The 16598-nt window shown below is 69.4% G+C and carries 13 protein-coding genes; 3 read left to right on the forward strand and 10 right to left on the reverse strand.

Going from position 1 to position 16598, the window contains the following annotated elements; genetic code table 11:
- Positions 1-10: 10 nt before the first annotated feature.
- The 7 genes from AC1VNM_RS09970 to AC1VNM_RS10000 form a co-directional block, all read right to left on the reverse strand.
- The gene (locus AC1VNM_RS09970) at positions 11-190 is read right to left on the reverse strand and encodes a hypothetical protein (protein ID WP_483106809.1); all 180 of its coding nucleotides are present in this window, start codon (positions 188-190) and stop codon (positions 11-13) included.
- Positions 190-1263, reverse strand: coding sequence for a hypothetical protein (locus tag AC1VNM_RS09975; protein ID WP_377154367.1), 1074 nt, complete (start codon positions 1261-1263; stop codon positions 190-192). Before AC1VNM_RS09975 ends, AC1VNM_RS09970 begins: the two co-directional genes overlap by 1 nt.
- A gap of 170 nt (positions 1264-1433) precedes the next feature.
- Positions 1434-3125, reverse strand: coding sequence for a dipeptide ABC transporter ATP-binding protein (locus AC1VNM_RS09980; RefSeq protein ID WP_483106810.1), 1692 nt, complete (start codon positions 3123-3125; stop codon positions 1434-1436).
- Entirely contained in the window at positions 3122-4054 is a 933-nt protein-coding gene (locus AC1VNM_RS09985; protein ID WP_483106811.1) for an ABC transporter permease subunit, read from the reverse strand. The genes AC1VNM_RS09980 and AC1VNM_RS09985 overlap by 4 nt, the downstream gene beginning before the upstream one ends.
- Entirely contained in the window at positions 4051-6687 is a 2637-nt protein-coding gene (locus AC1VNM_RS09990; RefSeq protein WP_483106812.1) for an ABC transporter substrate-binding protein, read from the reverse strand. Before AC1VNM_RS09990 ends, AC1VNM_RS09985 begins: the two co-directional genes overlap by 4 nt.
- Before the next feature lie 14 nt (positions 6688-6701).
- Positions 6702-8123 carry a tetratricopeptide repeat protein gene (locus AC1VNM_RS09995; protein WP_483106813.1) on the reverse strand — a complete coding sequence of 474 codons (1422 nt, stop codon included), beginning with the start codon at positions 8121-8123 and terminating at the stop codon, positions 6702-6704.
- Positions 8124-8182: 59 nt separating this feature from the next.
- Entirely contained in the window at positions 8183-10366 is a 2184-nt protein-coding gene (locus AC1VNM_RS10000; RefSeq protein WP_483109259.1) for a TonB-dependent receptor, read from the reverse strand.
- A 405-nt stretch (positions 10367-10771) separates the two neighbouring features.
- Here AC1VNM_RS10000 and AC1VNM_RS10005 point away from each other — a divergent pair, with 405 nt between their 5' ends.
- On the forward strand, positions 10772-12925 hold the full coding sequence (locus AC1VNM_RS10005; RefSeq protein ID WP_483106814.1) for a TonB-dependent siderophore receptor: 2154 nt from the start codon (positions 10772-10774) through the stop codon (positions 12923-12925).
- Between the two features lie 29 nt (positions 12926-12954).
- Here the strand turns inward: AC1VNM_RS10005 and AC1VNM_RS10010 are convergent, their stop codons facing one another.
- On the reverse strand, positions 12955-13290 hold the full coding sequence (locus tag AC1VNM_RS10010; protein WP_483106815.1) for a hypothetical protein: 336 nt from the start codon (positions 13288-13290) through the stop codon (positions 12955-12957).
- A gap of 104 nt (positions 13291-13394) precedes the next feature.
- Between AC1VNM_RS10010 and AC1VNM_RS10015 the strand changes: the two genes are divergently transcribed.
- Complete coding sequence (locus AC1VNM_RS10015; protein ID WP_483106816.1) at positions 13395-13604, forward strand: hypothetical protein; 210 nt, start codon at positions 13395-13397, stop codon at positions 13602-13604.
- A gap of 12 nt (positions 13605-13616) precedes the next feature.
- On the opposite strand, the gene AC1VNM_RS10020 is transcribed toward AC1VNM_RS10015, so the two are convergent.
- Together AC1VNM_RS10020 and AC1VNM_RS10025 are read right to left on the reverse strand one after the other, a co-directional pair.
- The gene (locus tag AC1VNM_RS10020) at positions 13617-14573 is read right to left on the reverse strand and encodes an ABC transporter substrate-binding protein (protein ID WP_483106817.1); all 957 of its coding nucleotides are present in this window, start codon (positions 14571-14573) and stop codon (positions 13617-13619) included.
- A 37-nt stretch (positions 14574-14610) separates the two neighbouring features.
- Positions 14611-15696 (reverse strand): LLM class flavin-dependent oxidoreductase, encoded by a 1086-nt coding sequence (locus AC1VNM_RS10025; RefSeq protein ID WP_483106818.1) that lies wholly within the window; start codon positions 15694-15696, stop codon positions 14611-14613.
- Between the two features lie 154 nt (positions 15697-15850).
- Between AC1VNM_RS10025 and AC1VNM_RS10030 the strand changes: the two genes are divergently transcribed.
- A complete protein-coding gene (locus tag AC1VNM_RS10030; protein ID WP_483106819.1) occupies positions 15851-16453 on the forward strand; it encodes a cysteine dioxygenase family protein in 603 nt (200 codons plus the stop codon).
- Positions 16454-16598: the final 145 nt, after the last annotated feature.

The raw sequence follows: 16598 nt of genomic DNA on the forward strand, positions 1-16598 counted from the left end.
GGGTCGTCAGCTACCGCGCGGGCGTCGCCAGACCGGGAAGGATCTCGAAAAGTCGCCCGTGCGCCTGGTAGTGCGGAATGCCGGTCATCAGGAGCATGGGGAACAGCACAGCGGCAATGCCCCAGAAGATGATCGCGCCGAGCAGTGCCCGGCGCCATGCGTTCAGGGGCGGCGCCGAAGGCGCCCCCATCAGATCTTCATCGCCGCCGCGATGCTGTCATGCGCGGCCTTGTTCATGCGGATGTCGAAGGGCAGGAAGGTGAGCCGCTGGGTGACCGTGGTGCCGGCCGGATTCGACACGTAGTAGCTGTCGCCCATCAGCGCGCCGTCCTTGGTCAGTCCGCCGGTGTAGACGTTGCCGTTCAGCTCGAAGTAGACGCGGTACTGGACCGTCGAGGTCATCGTGGCCGACTGCGGACGCGGATTGGTCGCCACCCAGACCGACACGCCGTCGACCGTGCTGATGGTGCCGTTGGCCAGGCGATACGTGGTGCCGTCGCTGTTGGACGTGATGCCCGCAGTGAGCGCGGCCGTCAGCGTCGTGGCGGTGCGGCACGGCGTGATGTTGGTGCCGGTGGTCGCCGTCGTGCAGTCGAAGGCGTTGTAGCGGTCGCCCTTGTTGGTCTGGTCGAACTTGAGGTAGGCCGCGCCGGGCAGATACGTCGCGGTAGCGTCGAGCACGTTCGCGTTCGAGAAGAACGAGTTGTGGAAGTGCGCGAAGTCCGCCGGCGCCGACTTGACGAGGCCGGTCAGCGCCACGGTTTCGTAGTTGCTGCGAACCTCGGAGAACACCACGGTGACGCCGTCCGCGGCGAGCGAGTCCACGCGCACGTCGTCGCCGACGTACGACACCGTGCTCGACCTGCTCGCGACCAGCACGGCGCCGTTCTTCAGCACGCGCGTGGCGCCCGGCGTGGGCAGCGCCAGTGTGCTGGTGATGTTGTGGGGAGCGCTCTGCGGGCTGGGCTGCGGACCGCTCGTCAACGGCGACGCCGTCAGCAGGCCGAAGTCCGAATACGCGTAGCTCACGCCGGCGGTCTGCGCGCCGGAGTAGTTCAGGTTCCAGTGCAGGAAGTAGCTGCCCTCGGCGGGTGCCAGGATGAAGCTTTCGAAGATCTGCTGGTTGGCGCTGAGCGTCGTCGGCACCGACGAGGCCCGGGCGACCGAGTCCGGACCGGCGTCGCCACCGCCGCCGCAGGCCGCGACGATGAGGGTCGAGATCGCCGCCAGAATGGCGGCATGCGTGCGCTTCGCTGAAATCATGGGTTCCTCCCCGTTGAAAGATCGGTCGCCGAAGTCCTCTGAACGGGACCGCTTTGGCGTGATGGGCGCGGAGTATAGGAGGGAGTCGTGCCGTGTTGATGGCAATCGCACAGCCGTCACTTCGAAATGGCCGGCAGCGACCTTCGGCGCCCGCTTGAGCGCCCGGGCCTCTACGCGGCGTCTGCCTCCGCACGTCGCCTCGAGGCCAGCGCGCGGTCCAGGTCCGGCGCCGCCGCGAGCAGCGCCTGCGTGTACGCATGCCGCGGCGCGGCGAAGACCTCGGCGGTGGCGCCCTCTTCCACCACGCGGCCTTGCTGCAGCACGATCACGCGATCGGTGACCGCGCGCACCACCGCCAGATCGTGCGTGACGAACAGCGTGGCGACGCCGCGCTCGCGGCACAGGCGCTCCAGCAGGGTCAGGACTTGCGCCCGCAGCGAGACGTCCAGCGCGGAGACCGCTTCGTCCAGCACCAGCAGGTCGGGTTCGACCATCAGCGCCCGCGCGATCGCGAGCCGCTGGCGCTGTCCGCCGGAGAACTCGTGCGGGAAGCGCCGCAGCGCATCGGCGCCCAGTCCGACCTGCTCCAGCAGATGCACGGCGCGATCGCGCGCCTGTGCCTCGCTCAACGCCGGTCGCAGCAGATGCAAGGGCTCGGCGAGCACCCGCTCCACGCGCCAGCGCGGATCGAAGCTGCCGTAGGGATCCTGGAACACGATCTGCACGCGCCGCCGCAAGGCCGTCTCGGCGCCGGTGAATCGCTCTCCGGCCAGTCGGACCTCGCCCGACGCCGGCCGCTGCAATCCGAGCACCGTCCGCAGCAGCGTGGACTTGCCGCTGCCCGACTCGCCGACCAGGCCGACGCGCTCGCCGGGCAGCACGTCGAAGCTCACATGATCGACGGCCCGCACGCGCCGGCGCGGACGGAAGAAGCTGCGGTCGGCCGCGGGGTACTCGCACACGATCGCGCGCAGCGACAGCAAGGGCACGACGGGCACGTCGCGCTCGCTGGTCTCGGCCATCGGCGTCTCACGCGGCAGCGCCGAGGTCAGCCGCGATTGCTCGACCAGCGCCCGCGTGTACGGATGACGCGGCGGATCGAGCAGTTGGCGCAAAGGACCTTGTTCCTGCACCTCGCCCTGTCGCAGCACGACCAGCCGATCGGCCATCTCCGCGACCACGCCGAGGTCGTGCGTGATCAGCAGCAGCCCGCAGCCGTCCTCCCGCGCCAGGCGCCTGAGCAGATCGAGGATCTGCGCCTGGCTGCGGACGTCGAGCGCCGTCGTCGGCTCATCGGCGATCAGCAGGCGCGGCCGGCAGGCCCCCGCGATCGCGATGGCCACGCGCTGGCGTTGACCGCCGGACAGCTCATGCGGATAGCGGCGCGAGTCCACGCCCGTCGCTTTGTCCGCTGCGACGCCTGAAGTCCGCAGACCGACGCGCTCCAGCAACCGGTCCACCTCCGCTTGCCGTTCGGCGGCATTGCCCCGACCGTGCAGCCGCAGCGCCTCCTCGATCTGCGCGCCGATGGGCATCAACGGGTTCAGCGCCGTCATCGGCTCCTGGAACACGAGTCCCACGCGAGCGCCGCGCACGCGCCGCCAACCGGCTTCGTCGAGCGCGCCCAGATCGACGCCCTCCAAGTGCAACGAGCCCCGCCGCGACAGCTCCGGCGGGAGCAGGCCCAGCAGGGCCAATGCGGTCAGCGACTTCCCGGATCCGGACTCGCCGACGAGGCCGACGATCTCGCCCGCGGCCACGTCCAGTTCCGGAACGAAGAGCAGGCGGCGCTCGCCGGCCTGCAGCGAGAGATCGCGCACGCGCAGCAGCGCCGCGCCGGGCGGGGAAAGAGTCACCGTCATGGGAAGGTCCAGTCAGATCGATTCGATCGATCCGATCCAAGTGATGCATGAGATCCGAGTGATCCGTTCGATCCATGCGATCCATGCGATCGGGCGGATCGCGGGTTCAGCCGCTCACGCAGCCCGTCGCCCACCAGCTGGAAGGCCAGCGCCGAGAGCGCCACCGCCAAACCGGGAAACACCGCCAGCGTCGGCGCGAGCGCCGTCAGCGTCTGGGCGTCGGCCAGCATGCGGCCCCAGCTCGGTTGCGGCGGCTGCGTGCCCAGGCCCAGGTAGGAGAGCCCCGTCTCGGCCAGCAGCCCGAGCGCGAGCTGGATGCTCAGCTGCACCAGCAGCAATCCGCCCAGGTTGGGCAGCACGTGCTCGATCGAGATGCGCCACGCGCCCTTTCCGGCCACGCGCGCGGCCAGCGTGAACTCCCGCTGCCACAGCGGCAGCGCCGCGCCGCGCGTCAGCCGCGCGAAGACGGGGATGTTGAACACGCCCACCGCCAGGATCGCGTTGATCGCGCCGGGCCCGAGCGCCGTGCTCAGCAGCACGGCCAGCAGCAGCGACGGAAACGCGAAGACGAGGTCGTTGCCGCGCATCAGCAGCTCGTCGACCCCGCCGCCCCGCGCCGCCGCCCACAGGCCCAGCGGCACGCCGACGCCGGCCCCCAGCGCCACCGCGACCAGCGACACGCCCAGCGAGGTCGCGCCGCCGCGCATCAACTGCGACAACACATCGCGGCCGAGCGCATCGGTGCCCAGCCAGTGCGTCCACGACGGTCCCTGCAAGCGCGCGGGCAGATCCAGCGCGGCGGGGTCCCACGGCGTCCACCACAGCGACAGCAGCGCCAGCGCCGACAGCACGGCGCTCAGGACGAGACCGCCGATGAGCCTGCCCGGAAGATGTGGAGGACGTGAGGGACGTGACGGATGCGCGCTCATGACCGGCCTCCCGCGCGCGCCAGGCGCGGATCGGCGGCACGCCCGCTGAGATCGACGATGAAGGACAGCAGCACCACGGTCGCGACCAGCAGCAGCACCACGCTCTGCACCAGCACGAGGTCGCGCTGCGCGACCGCCTGGAACAGCAGCCGGCCGAGGCCGGGCAGGAAGAAGACGTTCTCGATGATCACGGACCCCGCCAGCAGGAAGGACAGCTGCAGACCCAGCAGCGTGAGCAGCGGCAGTGCCGCGTTGGGCAGCGCGTGGCGCCACAGCACGCGCCAGTCGCCGGCGCCCTTGGCGCGCGCGGTGCGCAGGAAATCCTCTCCGCCGAGGTCCAGCAGGCTGCCGCGCAGCACGCGCGCCAGGATGGCCGCCTGCGGCAAGGCGAGCGCGATCGCCGGCAGCGTCAGCGACGCGAGCCCGGCGGACAAGCCCTGACCCCAGCCTTCGAAACCACCGGCGGGCACCCAGCGCAGCCCGACGGCGAAGACGAGGCTCAACAGCAGGCCCAGCCAGAAGTTCGGTACCGCGAGGCCCAACTGGCTGAGCTGGTCGATGAAGCGATCCAGGCGACTACCGGGCCGCCATGCGGCGCCGAGGCCTGCCGGAGCCGCGATCGCGACCGCCAGCAGCAGCGCGTACAGCGCCAGCGGCACGCTCAGCGGCAGGCGCTCCAGCAGCAGGACGGACACCGGCACGCGGTAGGTGATGCTGTTGCCGAAGTCGCCGCGCAGCAGCCCGGCGACCCAGTCGAGGTAGCGACTCGGCCACGACGCGTCGAGGCCGAGCTCCCGTCGCAACTGCGCGACCGTCGCCTCGTCGGCCTGCAGCCCGAGGATCTGCCGCGCCGGATCACCCGGCGCCAGCTGCACGAGCGCGAAGACGACGAAGCTCGCCAGCACCAGGGTCAGCGCGAGGCTCACGCCGCGTGCCGCCAGCCAGCCGGGATCGCAGCGGCGACCGACCCACGCGAGCCACGCCGCCGCCAGCGCCGCGCCGACGAGCGCGAGCGCCAGGAACGACCAGCGCGCGCCCGCCGGGCCACTCGCGGCGCGCGAGCCGCTCCCGACCGACGCGCCCTGCCCGTCCACACTGGCGCCCTCGAAGAACGCGCCCGCGAGTTCCACGCCGCCGATGCCGTTGGTGCCGAGCCCGTGCAGGTCCGCGCGACGCACCAACAGCCGCGGGTACTGGAACAGGAAGCCGTTGACCGCGTCGTCGCTGAGCCGGCGCTGGATCGCGTGGAGCCGCTCGCGCTGTTCCGCCGGATCGCTGGTCGCGTCGAGCGCGCGCAGCAGCGCCTGGTAGGCCGGGCTCCGATAGCCGAAGTAGTAGCCGTCGCGGCCGTAGATGTCGTAGTCCTGCGGCTCGGCATGGACGATGACGGTGAGGTCGAAGTCGTGGCGCGTGTAGACCTGGTCCAACCACTGCGCCCACTCGAGGTTCTGGATCTGCACCCGCAGCCCGATCGCCGCGAGCTGCGCCGCGAGGATCTCGCCGCAGCGCCGCGCGTAGGACGTCGGCGGCAGCTTCATCCGCAGCGGCGGGATCGTCGCCGGCGCGATGCCGGCCTCCGCGAGCACCGCCCGCGCACGCGCGGGGTCGAAGTTCGATGCGGCCGTCAGGTCCACGTAGGCCGCGTTGCGCGGCGGGAAGTGGCTGCCGATCGGCTCGCCGTAGCCGAACATCGCGCCCTCGATCAGCGCCTGGCGGTTGATGGCATGGGAGATCGCGCGCCGCACCGCGAGCTGGGCCAGCAGCGGGTTGCGGTGGTTGAAGGCCAGGATCGTCTCGCCCTCGCTGCTGCCGATCTCCACCGCGAAGCGCCGGTCCGCGCGGAACTGCGCCAGGTTCTCCGGCGACGGGAAGTTGGGGAACAGGTCGATGTCGCCGGCCATCAGCGCCGCATACGCCGCCGTGGGATCGGCGATGAAACGGAAGCGCAGGCGCTCCAAGGTCGACGTCTGCGTCGATGCCACCCCCCAGTAGTCGGCATTGCGTCGCAGCGTCACCGAGTCGCCGCGGCGCCATTGGTCGAAACGCCAAGGCCCGGTGCCGACCGGCGTCGTGCGGTTGTTGTCCGCGGTGGCGGGCGCGACCATCACCAGCGCGGCGCTCGACAGCGCGATCGGCAGGCGGCCCGAGCGCTCGCGCAGCCAGATGTCGAGCACGCGCGGACTGCTCGCGACCACACGCGTGATCGCGGCCAGCGACGTGCGCTGCGGATTGGGCGACTCCGGCGCCCTGGCGCGGTCGAGCGCGAACTTCGCGACGCTCGCATCGAAGACTGTGCCGTCGTGGAAGCGCACGCCGTCGCGCAGTTGGAAGCGGTAATGCAGACCGCCGTCGAGCACGTCCCAGCTTTCTGCCAGGCGCGGCTTCGGCAACCCGTCCTCACCCAGCGTGAGCAGACCTTCGAAGAGATTGCCGTAGACCAGCTCCCCGATCGGCGCGGCGGCGCTGGAGGTGGGGTCGAGGGTCGGCGGTTCCAGCTGCATCGCGATGCGGACCTCGCGATCGTCGGGCGCCGCCGCGAGCGCGCCGGAGAACGCGCCGAAGAACGCGCCGGAGAACGCGATCAGCACGCTGGCGATCATCACCTGCGCACGGCGCCGGAAGGCAGCAGTCATCCCCTCTCCCCTCGTCATGCGCGCCATCCCGATTCCGCCGTCACGCGCGCCACGCGCCGTCGTGCCTCATCCGCGAGCGTGGGCAGGTCGAGCTGTCGATAGACGTCGGCGAGCCGGCGGTTGACCGCCACCTCGTCCGGATCGACGCGGCGCCGCGATTCCAGCGCCTGCTGCGCATCGACCAGCGCGCCGGCATGCGCGGCCGCGTCGACGTGCAGCAGCGCGAAGAGATCCCGCTGCGCATGGCTGCCGCCGATGTGCACCAGGCCGGGCAGCGCCTGGCTCAACGGATGCCAGGCCCGTTCCGGCTCGCCGCGCGCATGCGCGACCAGTCCGACGGCGGCGGGCCAGACGATGTCGGACCACACGTCGCGTCGGCCTTGATCGGCCTCGCGCACGGCCGCCAGCAGCGCCTCCGCTTCGGGGCGCTCGGCACGCGCGAGGCCGTAGAGATACAGCAGCGTGAGGAACGGCTCCACCGTATCGATGCCGCGTTCGGCGATGAAGCCGGCCAGTTCCGACCATCGATCGCCGACATCCACGCCGCACCATTCCAGTCGCGCCAGCAACTGCACCGCGCCGGCCTGATCCTGCGAGTAGCTCCGCGACACGCCCCACACCGCGCCGTCGTACAGCGCAAGCGCTTCGGCGTCGCGTCCGCGCGCGAGGTAGAACAGCGCCAGGTGCCAGGCCAGATGCGTCGACATGAACGAGTTCAAGCCGGTCCAGCCCGAGCGCCAGCCTTCGAGCAGGCGGGTGCCCTCTTCGATCCGGCCCTGCGTCAGCAGCACGTGCGCGAGCGCGTGCTGCGCCCAGGGTTCGCGCTCGTTCGCGCTGAGCGCCAGCGCGCGACGCGCCGCCGCCTCAGCCTCTTCCAGCAGGTGGCACTGCTCATACGCGAAGGCCGCCATGCCATGGGCAGAGGGGTTCTCGGCGTGCAGCGGCAGCACGCGCAGGATCGCGCGCAGCATCGCGGGCGAGTCGCCGCGGTTGAACGCGAAGTACTGCCGCAGCTTCACCACGAGCAGATCACGCGGGAAGCGCTCGATCAACGCGTCGGCTTCGCGTTGCGCGGCGGGCGCGTCGCCGTCCACCCAATGCGCCAGCAGCTGGACATGGCGCGCTTCCCGTTCCGCCGCCGCGCGCTCGTCCGGCGATCCGCTGGCGGCGACGGGCGGCTGGTCGCGCAGCGCCCGCTCCGCGGCTTCGAGGAAGGGCCGCGCTTGCGGCGGCCCCTGCGGCGACTCCAGGAACATCCACAACCAGCCGGCGTAGACCTGCGCCAGCACGGCATCCGGATGCGCCTGCGCGGCGGCCAGGATGCCTTCCGCGCGCGTCTCGTACGCGAGCAGACCGCCGATGAAATCGTTGATCCCCGTACGCACGTCCGCGGACATGGCACGGAACGCATTGCCCAGCTCGTCATTCAGCAGCATGACGATCCTTTCGTGAACATCGACGCCTCGGACGTCTGGCGCCCGAGGCGAAGCTGCGTTCAATAGTTGTAGCTGAGCGTCAGCGTAACCGTGCGAGGGGAACCTGCTGCGGCGACATTCAAATCATCCTGCGTGCTCGGCCGGTTGCCGAAGAAGTTGCGCGTCAGGTCGTACTGCTTGTTGAACAGGTTCTGCACGCCGAGCTGCACCGACCACGGCGAGCTGACCGGCGCCACCTCCACCCGCGCGTTGGCGAGCCAGTAGCTCGGGATGTCGTAGGTCTTGCCGCCGTCGACGTTGAGCAGGTTCAGCCAGGACGGGTACTTTGCGTGATAGCTGTAATCGGCCGCCACACGCCAGTCGAGGCTGGCCGCCGTCCAGGCATACGCGATGTTGCCGCCGTAGCTGACCTTGGGCAGGAACTGATCGCGCCCGGACAGGTCGCCCAGCAGCGGCGAGTTGAAGCGGTCGAACTTCGCGCGCTTGTAGCCCAGCGCCTGCCCGATCGTCAGGCCGGCCAGCGGGCGCCATTGCAGCTCGACCTCGCCGCCGTCGACCTTGGACTTGTCGATGTTGATGATCTTCCCGACCAGCGCGCCGGTGGCGGTCGTCGTCACGTCCTGGAACTGCTGGTCGCGATAGTCGTAATGGAAGATCGCCGTGTTGACGCGCAGGCTGCGGCTCAGGTCGGCCTTGTAGCCGAGCTCGAAGGCCAGCAGCTTCTCGGGCTGGAAGGGCGCCAGCGCCAGCGTGTTGAAGGTGTTGTGCGCGGTGATGCCGCCGGACTTCACGCCGCGGCTGATCGACCCGTACAGCAGCTGTCCCGCCGCCGGCGTGTACTCCAGCGCCAGCTTGCCCGAGGTGTTGTTCTTCGACAGCGACTGCGCCGCGCCGTTGACGCCGAGGCCCGGGACGACCGGCGTGGTGTTGGTGCTGAAGTCGTCGATGGCGCGCTTCTCGTGCTCCTGACGCAGGCCGACGACCAGCTTCAGGTCGCGGCTCAGCGCCTGGTCGACCTGCCCGAACACGGCCCAGGTGCGACCGGTCTGGTCGTAGCGCGTGCGCGTGATCAGGCCGTAGTCGCGGCGGAAGTCGGTGGTCCAGTCCTCGCTGAGCTTTTCGCGCGACGCATACACGCCGCCGACCCAGTTGAAGCTGCCCGTGCCTTTCGAGGCGAGCCGCAACTCCTGGCTCAGCGTGGTGGCCTTGTCCTTCCAGAACACGTCCGAGTGGTTGATCTCGGTGCCGTCCCAGTCCGCGAGTTCCTTGCGGTCGAAGCGCTGGTGCGCGGTGATGCTCGTCAGCTGCGTGGCGCCCAGGTCCCAGTTCAGCGTCAGCGCGACGTTGGTGGCGCTGTTGTCCTTGTGCGGCTTCGCGTCGGCCGATTCGCCGACCAGCGCGGCGAAGTCGCTCGCGAAGCCCCAGCCGGTCGACCGGCGGCTCGCATCGGCGGCGAAGCCGTAGCTCGGCCGCGCGGTGAAGAGGTAGAGCCCCTGGACATCGGACTTGTCGACGTTGTGGTTGACGCTGAGCTTCGCGCTGAGGTCGCGGGTCACGTCCCACTCGAGCTGGCCGCGCAGCGCGCTGATGTTCTTGTCGCCGAGCTTCTCGCCGGTGGTCCGGTTGCGTTGCCAGCCGCCGTCCTGCTCGGTGGCGACGGAGAGCCGGCCGCGTACCGTGTCGCTGAGCGCGCCGGAGACGAAGCCCTGCGCCGTCTTCGCGCCGTAGGAGCCGATGCCGATGGATCCGCCGAACTCGGTCTGCTTCGTCGGCGCCTTGGACACGAAGTTGATCGCGCCGCCGGTCGTGTTCTTGCCGTAGAGCGTGCCCTGCGGGCCGCGCAGCACCTCGACGCGTTCGAGGTCGAACAGCAGGCCCTGCGTCTGCACCGGGAAGGCGAAGGACACCTCGTCCAGGTAGACGCCGACCGGCGAGGAGTTGTTGCTGCCGTAGTCCTGGAAGCCGATGCCGCGGATGCGGAACTGCGGCTGGCCGCTGCCGAAGGCGGGCTCGATCTCCAGGCTCGGCACTTCGTTCTGCAGCTTGTTGACGCTGGTGATGCCCTTGGCGCGCAGCTCGTCGCCGGACAGCACGCTCACCGCCACGCCGACCTCCTGCGCCGATTCGACGCGCCGTTGCGCGGTCACCTCGACGCGGTCCAGCGTCGCCGTTGAAGCGGCCGTCGCAGGCGCGCCTTGCGCCATCGCCGAGGTGCCCAGCACGGCCAGCACGGCCGCGGACACCGCTTTCAATTCACTTCGAACACCCACTCGCATACCCACTCGCATACCGATCCCGATCTTCGTCATTTGTTGATCTGACCTCGGCGGGTCCCGTGCACGTCCGTGGCGGGCGCCGAAGGTGGCCGTTGTATTTCCGGGCCAGCGGCGACTTTAGGAATCGCGCGGATTCCGTGCGACGAAGGAATCGGCGCATCGATATACGCACAAGCGGCCGCCTCGGGCGCTCTGCGGCTCGTTTTCCCCTGGGCTAGCGCACATCGGGACACCGCATTCGAATATCGATACGCCGAAAGGTTTCTCTGCATTTCCAGGCGCCTGAATAGAGTGAAACGTGAGCCGCAAAGCATTTTGCAGTAATCGCACATATTCACGTCTTATTAACGCCAAAGAATAATGCACACCCATTTGAAAGCAGTTTCCCTGGCTGTCGCCACGCTGGTCGCCGGCTCGTTCGGCGCGGTCGGCAACGCCTCGGCCCAGTCCAACGCCGATGCCGCAACGGGCGGCCAGAACGCATCCGAAGCCGCTGGCCCCACCACCGCCGCCAGCACGGCCCTGTCCACCGTGACCGTGCAGGGCTCGCGAACGCGCGAGCGCTCGCTCGGCGCCGGCGCGCTCGGTGCCAGGTCTGAACTGGAGACGCCCTTCTCCACCCGCCAGGTCGATGCGGAGGACCTCGACGCCCGCCAGGTGAAGTCGCTCGGCAAGGTGTTCGCCAACGACGCATCGGTGATGTCGCTGGGCGACACCTATTCGTTCAACGCGTACTCGATCAACGTGCGCGGCATTCCGCTGGACGATTACAACGGCTACAAGATCAACGGCCTGCCGTTCTTCATGACCACCGTCGAGTTGCCGATCGAGACCTTCGAATCGGTGCAGCTGCTCAAGGGCTCGTCCGGTTTCATGTACGGCTTCGGCGCGCCGGGCGGGATCATCAACTTCGTCACCAAGAAGCCGACCGACAAGCCGCTGCTGAGCTTCGACGTGGGCTATCGCTCCGACGGCGTCTTCAGCGAGCACGTCGACGCGGGCGGCCGCGTCGGCGCCGACGATCGCTACGGCTACCGCCTGAACCTCACGCACGAACAGGGCGAGACCTACAACGGCGCGCATGTGCAGCGCAACTCGGGCTCGGTGTCGGTGGACACGCGGCTCACCTCGTCGCTGACCTGGACCGCGGACGCGATCTACCAATCGCGACGCGTCCAGGGCGGCGTGCAGGACTTCTTCCTCGACGACTTCACCGGCTCGCAGATCCCCAAGGCGCCGAGTGGCCGCAAGGACCTGAACGCGCACGACACGACCTTCTTCAACTCCAACGTGTTCTTCGTGTCCACGGGCCTGCAGTGGGAGATCGATCCCACCTGGACCGCGAAGCTGGACGTCAGCCGCAGCCAGGACCGCCGCCGCTACTCGGGCCAATGGATGGGCCTGCTCAACGAGGCCGGCGACTACACGGTCTACCTGAACAAGGCGCAAGGCGCGGCGACCTACGAGCAGGCGCAGGCGCTGATCGAAGGCAGCTTCTCGACGGCCGGCCTCCAGCATCAAGTCACGGCGGGTCTCGCGTGGCAGGGCTTGAACAAGCAGACGGTGCCCAAGTCGCTGTACACGCCGATCGGCGATGAGAACCTCTACCAGCCCATCACGCCGCTGCCGTGGAACGGCAGCTACGACGACTCGCTGCAGTATCACAACTACCACTCGGCGCAGAAGGCCGTCTTCGCCAGCGACACGGTGGGGTTCTCAGACCAGTGGTCGGTGCTGCTGGGGCTGCGCTACTCGGACTACGACCAGACTTCGTACAACACCGCGGGCGCGGTGACCAACCAGTACAGGAAGACGCCGGTCACGCCGACGGTGGCGGTGATGTTCCGTCCGCGCGCGGACACGCTGGTGTACGCGAGCTATGTGGAGGCGCTCGAGCAAGGCAGCACGGTGGGCACGACCTACGCGAACGCCGACGAGGTGCTCGCGCCGCTGAAGAGCAAGCAGTACGAGGTGGGCGCCAAGCACGACGGCCGCGGCTGGGGCGTGACGGGCGCGCTGTTCGAGATCGACCGCGGCGCGGAATACGCGAACGCGCAGAACTACTACGTCTCCAACGGCCAGGTGCGGCTGCGCGGAGCGGAACTCAACGGCTACGTCAACGTGGACACGGGCACGCGCCTGACCGCCAGCGCCGCGTACACGACCGGCACCTATCGCCGGACCGATCCGAGCCTGGAGGGCAACCGGTTGGAAGGCATTCCGAAGTGGCAGGCGTCAGTGGGGGTGACGCAGAAGGTGCCAGGCGTTGAGGGCCTGAGCGCCAACGCCGAGGTGCATTACTTCGACGGCCTCACCGCGGACGCCAACAACAAGTACCGGCTGCCGAGCTACTCGCTGGTGAACCTGGGCGTGAGCTACCAGACGAGCGTTGCGCATCACCCGGTGACGCTGCGCGCGGGCGTGGACAACGTGTTCAACCGCAACTACTGGGGGTTCCTGGCGTCGGGCTACACGTTCGTGGGAGCGCCGAGGACGCTGGGGGTGAACGCAAAGATCGAGCTTTGAGGTCGGTTCTTGCGTGAGGCTGCTTGCCCTCACCCCTGCCCTCTCCCGCAAGCGGGAGAGGGAGTCAGCAACGCCACGGCGAATTCCGTCAGGCCCTCCGTGGACTCGACGCCCCACGGTCGTTCGGTATTGACCCGAATCAGCGCCCGCCCGCTGTCGTCGGTCCATTCGGCAACGACTTCGCAGTCGATGGAGCCCAGCCGCGGGTAACTGCTCGTCGACAGAAGGGCTTCCGTCGTGACGACGGGCACCTTCTCGATGAAGACGTGGGACTTCCCGAATGCGTCGACCAGCACGCACTCGACAAAGCCCGGGAAGTGTTCGTCAACGAACCGCGAGATCTGGATGGGGACGCTGGAGCGCATGGTCGCTCATCGTATCCAGGGAACCGCGAGGCACCCGTGCCACTCCCTATGTTCGCTACCGAACATTTCCCGATACGATCGCCGGACAAGAACGAGGGGTCGGGATGCGAGTCACGCACGGGCTGGCGGCGGTGGCCATGGCGGCGATCGCGGTATGGAATGCGCAGGTGGGGTGGGAACTCCAGCCGTCGCAGCCGGAAGAGGCATTGGGCAACTTCCTGGGGTCGGCGCTGCTGCTCGCCTGCAGCGCCGCGCTGGCCTGGCACGGTCGGGCCAAGCCCCGCGCGCGAACGCCGGACAACAAGTCCTTCTGACGCGTGTCGCGGTCAGACCAGCGTGATGGTCGGCCGCACGTCCAGCCGCTGCTTCAGCAGCCCCGCCTGCAGATAGAAATCCGCGCTGCGCTGCTGGTCCGCGAGCACCTGGTCGTCGAGCGCGATCCAGCGCGTGGCGCGACGCTCGAACTGCAGGCGCGCGGCCTCGACAGGGATGCCGATGATCCGCGCCAGCGTCGCGGAGAACTCCGGCACGTGCTGATAGGACCAGGCCTGGGCGCGCTTCACGCGCTGCGCCAGGTCCGCCAGCGCTTCGCGCTTGGTCGCCAGCGCCTTGTCCGTCGCCGCCAGGAAGCTCAGCCCCGACCACTGCCCTCGCCCGCTGACCAGCACGCGCGCATGGCCGGCCGTTTCCGCCAGCGCGGTGTACGGCTCCCACGTCGCCCATGCGTCGAGCGAGCCTTGCGTCAATGCGAGCTTGGCCTCCGCCGGCGGCAGGAAGCGGACTTGCGCGTCGTCCGGCTTCAAGCCCGCCGATGCCAGGGCCTTCAGCGCGATGAAGTGCCCGATCGAGCCGCGGTTCGTCCCGATCGACTTGCCCTTGAGGTCCGCCGCCGTCTTGAACGGCGAGTCCGGCCGCACCAGTACCGCCGTGCCGTAGGCATCGGAGCGGTTCACGGCGAAGGCCTTGATGCGCGTGCCGGCGGCGATCGCGAACAGCAGCGGCGCATCGCCGATCGGTCCGAAGTCGACGGCCTCCGCGTTGAGCGCCTCGGCCAGCGGCGCGGCGGCAGGGAACTCGCTCCACTGGATGTCGTAGGGCAGCTGGCGCAGCTCGTCCGCCGCTTCCAGCAGCGCGCGCAGGTTGCCCTTCTGGTCGCCGGCCTTCACCACCACGCGGCCTTGCGCGCGCACGGAGCGCGCATACGGAATCGCGGCCAATGCCGCGAGCGCGGCACCACCGGTGAGCGCTCGACGGCGCGAGAAGTCGTTGGAATGGGAACTCATGCGGTCCTCGAATCGGAGAGGGAAGAGCGGGTCGGGTTCAAGCGGCTTGCCGCTGCGCCAGCCGCTGCTCGACCAACGCCCGCGTGCGCGGGATCAACTCGCGGCCGTAGTCGATCGCGTCTTCCAGCGGATCGAAGCCGCGGATCAGGAAAGTCGTGACGCCGAGGTCGTAGTAGTCGAGCAGCGCCTCGGCCACCTGCTCCGGCGTGCCGACCAGCGCGGTGCTGTTGTGGCGCGCGCCGGTCTCGCGCGCGATCTCGGTCCACAGCCGCTTGTCGACGCGGCTGCCCTTCTCCGCCGCCGCCAGCAGGCGTCGCGCGCCCTCGCTCTGCTGCGGGCCGCCGCGGCTATAGCCCGCCGCCACACGCAGGCGGCGCGTGTCCTCCAGGATGCGCTCGGCACGCGCCCAGGCGGCCTCTTCGGTGTCCGCGAGGATCGGTCGGAAGGAGACCGAGAACCCGATGCTGCGCCCATGCCGCGCCGCCTCCGCGCGCACGCGCCGCGTCAGCTCGGCGGTCTGCTCCAGCGATTCGCCCCACAGCGCGTAGACGTCCGCATGCTTGCCGGCCACCGGCAACGCCGCGTCGGACGCGCCGCCGAAGAACACCGGGATGTGCGGCTGCTGGCGCGGCTTGACCTCGCTGAAGCCGCCGTCGAAGCGGTAGTGCGTGCCTTCGTGGTCGAAGGGCTGGTCGCTGGTCCAGAGCTGCCGAAGCAGGCCGACGTATTCGTCGGTGCGCTCGTAACGCTGATCGTGGTCGAGGTAGTCGCCGTCGCGGCGCTGCTCGGCGTCCGAGCCGCCGGAGATCACATGCACCGCGAGACGTCCGCCGGTGAACTGGTCCAGCGTCGCCAGTTCCCGCGCTGCGAGCGTCGGCGCGACGAAGCCGGGCCGGTGCGCCAGCAGGAAGCCGATGCGCGAGGTGTGCGCCGCGGCGTGGGCGATCGTCAGCTGCGCGCTGGGCCCGGTCGAATGGTGCGGCACCAGGATCCGGTCGAAGCCGGCCGCCTCGTGCGCCTGGGCAAAGGCGGCCACGTAGTCCGGATCGACGACCGGGCCGCTGGCCGGGTGGATCTCGGAGGTCTTCTGCGACTGGATCATGCCGATGAATTGGATGCTCATGCTGGTGGCCTCTGCGTGGGTCGGACAGGACCGAAACGTAGAGACCGGCGCGCTTGTCCGCAAAGAACGAATCCGACTTTCCATGCTCGGAATGCAGGATTCACAGCGGTCAGGGCCTTGTCCACACTGGGTCCGGCACATGAGGGGAATCGACATGCCAGAGCTCGAGGTCGAGGCGCACGAGGCCGCGTCGGCGAAGTCCGCCGTGTCGGTGCCATTGGCCCGCTTCATCGATCGCACCGTGGATCTGCTCGATCAGGGCCTGCGCGAGCCGGAGCTGCTCACGTCGCTGCGCCCGTTGCTCGCCGAGCTTGTCGCGCGCGACGACTGGCTGCCGCCAACCCACGCGCGGCCAGGCGCCGATCGCTACCGCCAGTACCCGCTGCACGTCGACCCGCAGGGGCGCTTCTCCATCGTGTCCTTCGTCTGGGGACCGGGCCAGGCCACGCCGATCCACGATCACACCGTGTGGGGCCTGATCGGCATGCTGCGCGGCGCGGAGGACTCGCAGGGCTACCGCTTCACCGGCCCGCACGAGCTGGTGCCGGACGGCCCGCCGGTGCGCTTGTCACCGGGTCAGGTCGAGGCCGTCTCGCCGCGCCTGGGCGACATCCACCGCGTGCACAACGCGATCGAGGGTCAGGTCTCGATCAGCATCCACGTCTATGGCGCCGACATCGGCCGCATCGAGCGGTCGACCTACGACGCCGATGGCACGCCGCATCGATTCGTGTCGGGGTACTCGGCGTTGACGTGAGGGGCGCCGGGGGGCGCCGGGAGGCGCCGGATGACTGCCGCGTCCGCTGGCCCTCACCCCCACCCTCTCCCGCAAGCGGGCGAGGGAGTGCCCTCTCTATGAAGCAAAACTACATCAAGCCTCGTCCGGCGGTCCTGGCGGGACG

The sequence above is a fragment of the Mitsuaria sp. MSU3D genome, from assembly GCF_056867975.1.

Bases quoted from the DNA above. Each gene is read 5' to 3' on its own strand.
- AC1VNM_RS09980 (WP_483106810.1), bottom strand. From the start codon at position 3,125: ATGACGGTGACTCTTTCCCCGCCCGGCGCGGCGCTGCTGCGCGTGCGC.
- AC1VNM_RS10030 (WP_483106819.1), top strand. From the start codon at position 15,851: ATGCCAGAGCTCGAGGTCGAGGCGCACGAGGCCGCGTCGGCGAAGTCC.
- AC1VNM_RS10025 (WP_483106818.1), bottom strand. From the start codon at position 15,696: ATGAGCATCCAATTCATCGGCATGATCCAGTCGCAGAAGACCTCCGAG.
- AC1VNM_RS09975 (WP_377154367.1), bottom strand. From the start codon at position 1,263: ATGATTTCAGCGAAGCGCACGCATGCCGCCATTCTGGCGGCGATCTCG.
- AC1VNM_RS09995 (WP_483106813.1), bottom strand. From the start codon at position 8,123: ATGCTGCTGAATGACGAGCTGGGCAATGCGTTCCGTGCCATGTCCGCG.
- AC1VNM_RS09985 (WP_483106811.1), bottom strand. From the start codon at position 4,054: ATGAGCGCGCATCCGTCACGTCCCTCACGTCCTCCACATCTTCCGGGC.
- AC1VNM_RS10015 (WP_483106816.1), top strand. From the start codon at position 13,395: ATGCGAGTCACGCACGGGCTGGCGGCGGTGGCCATGGCGGCGATCGCG.
- AC1VNM_RS10010 (WP_483106815.1), bottom strand. From the start codon at position 13,290: ATGCGCTCCAGCGTCCCCATCCAGATCTCGCGGTTCGTTGACGAACAC.
- AC1VNM_RS09990 (WP_483106812.1), bottom strand. From the start codon at position 6,687: ATGACTGCTGCCTTCCGGCGCCGTGCGCAGGTGATGATCGCCAGCGTG.
- AC1VNM_RS09970 (WP_483106809.1), bottom strand. From the start codon at position 190: ATGGGGGCGCCTTCGGCGCCGCCCCTGAACGCATGGCGCCGGGCACTG.
- AC1VNM_RS10020 (WP_483106817.1), bottom strand. From the start codon at position 14,573: ATGAGTTCCCATTCCAACGACTTCTCGCGCCGTCGAGCGCTCACCGGT.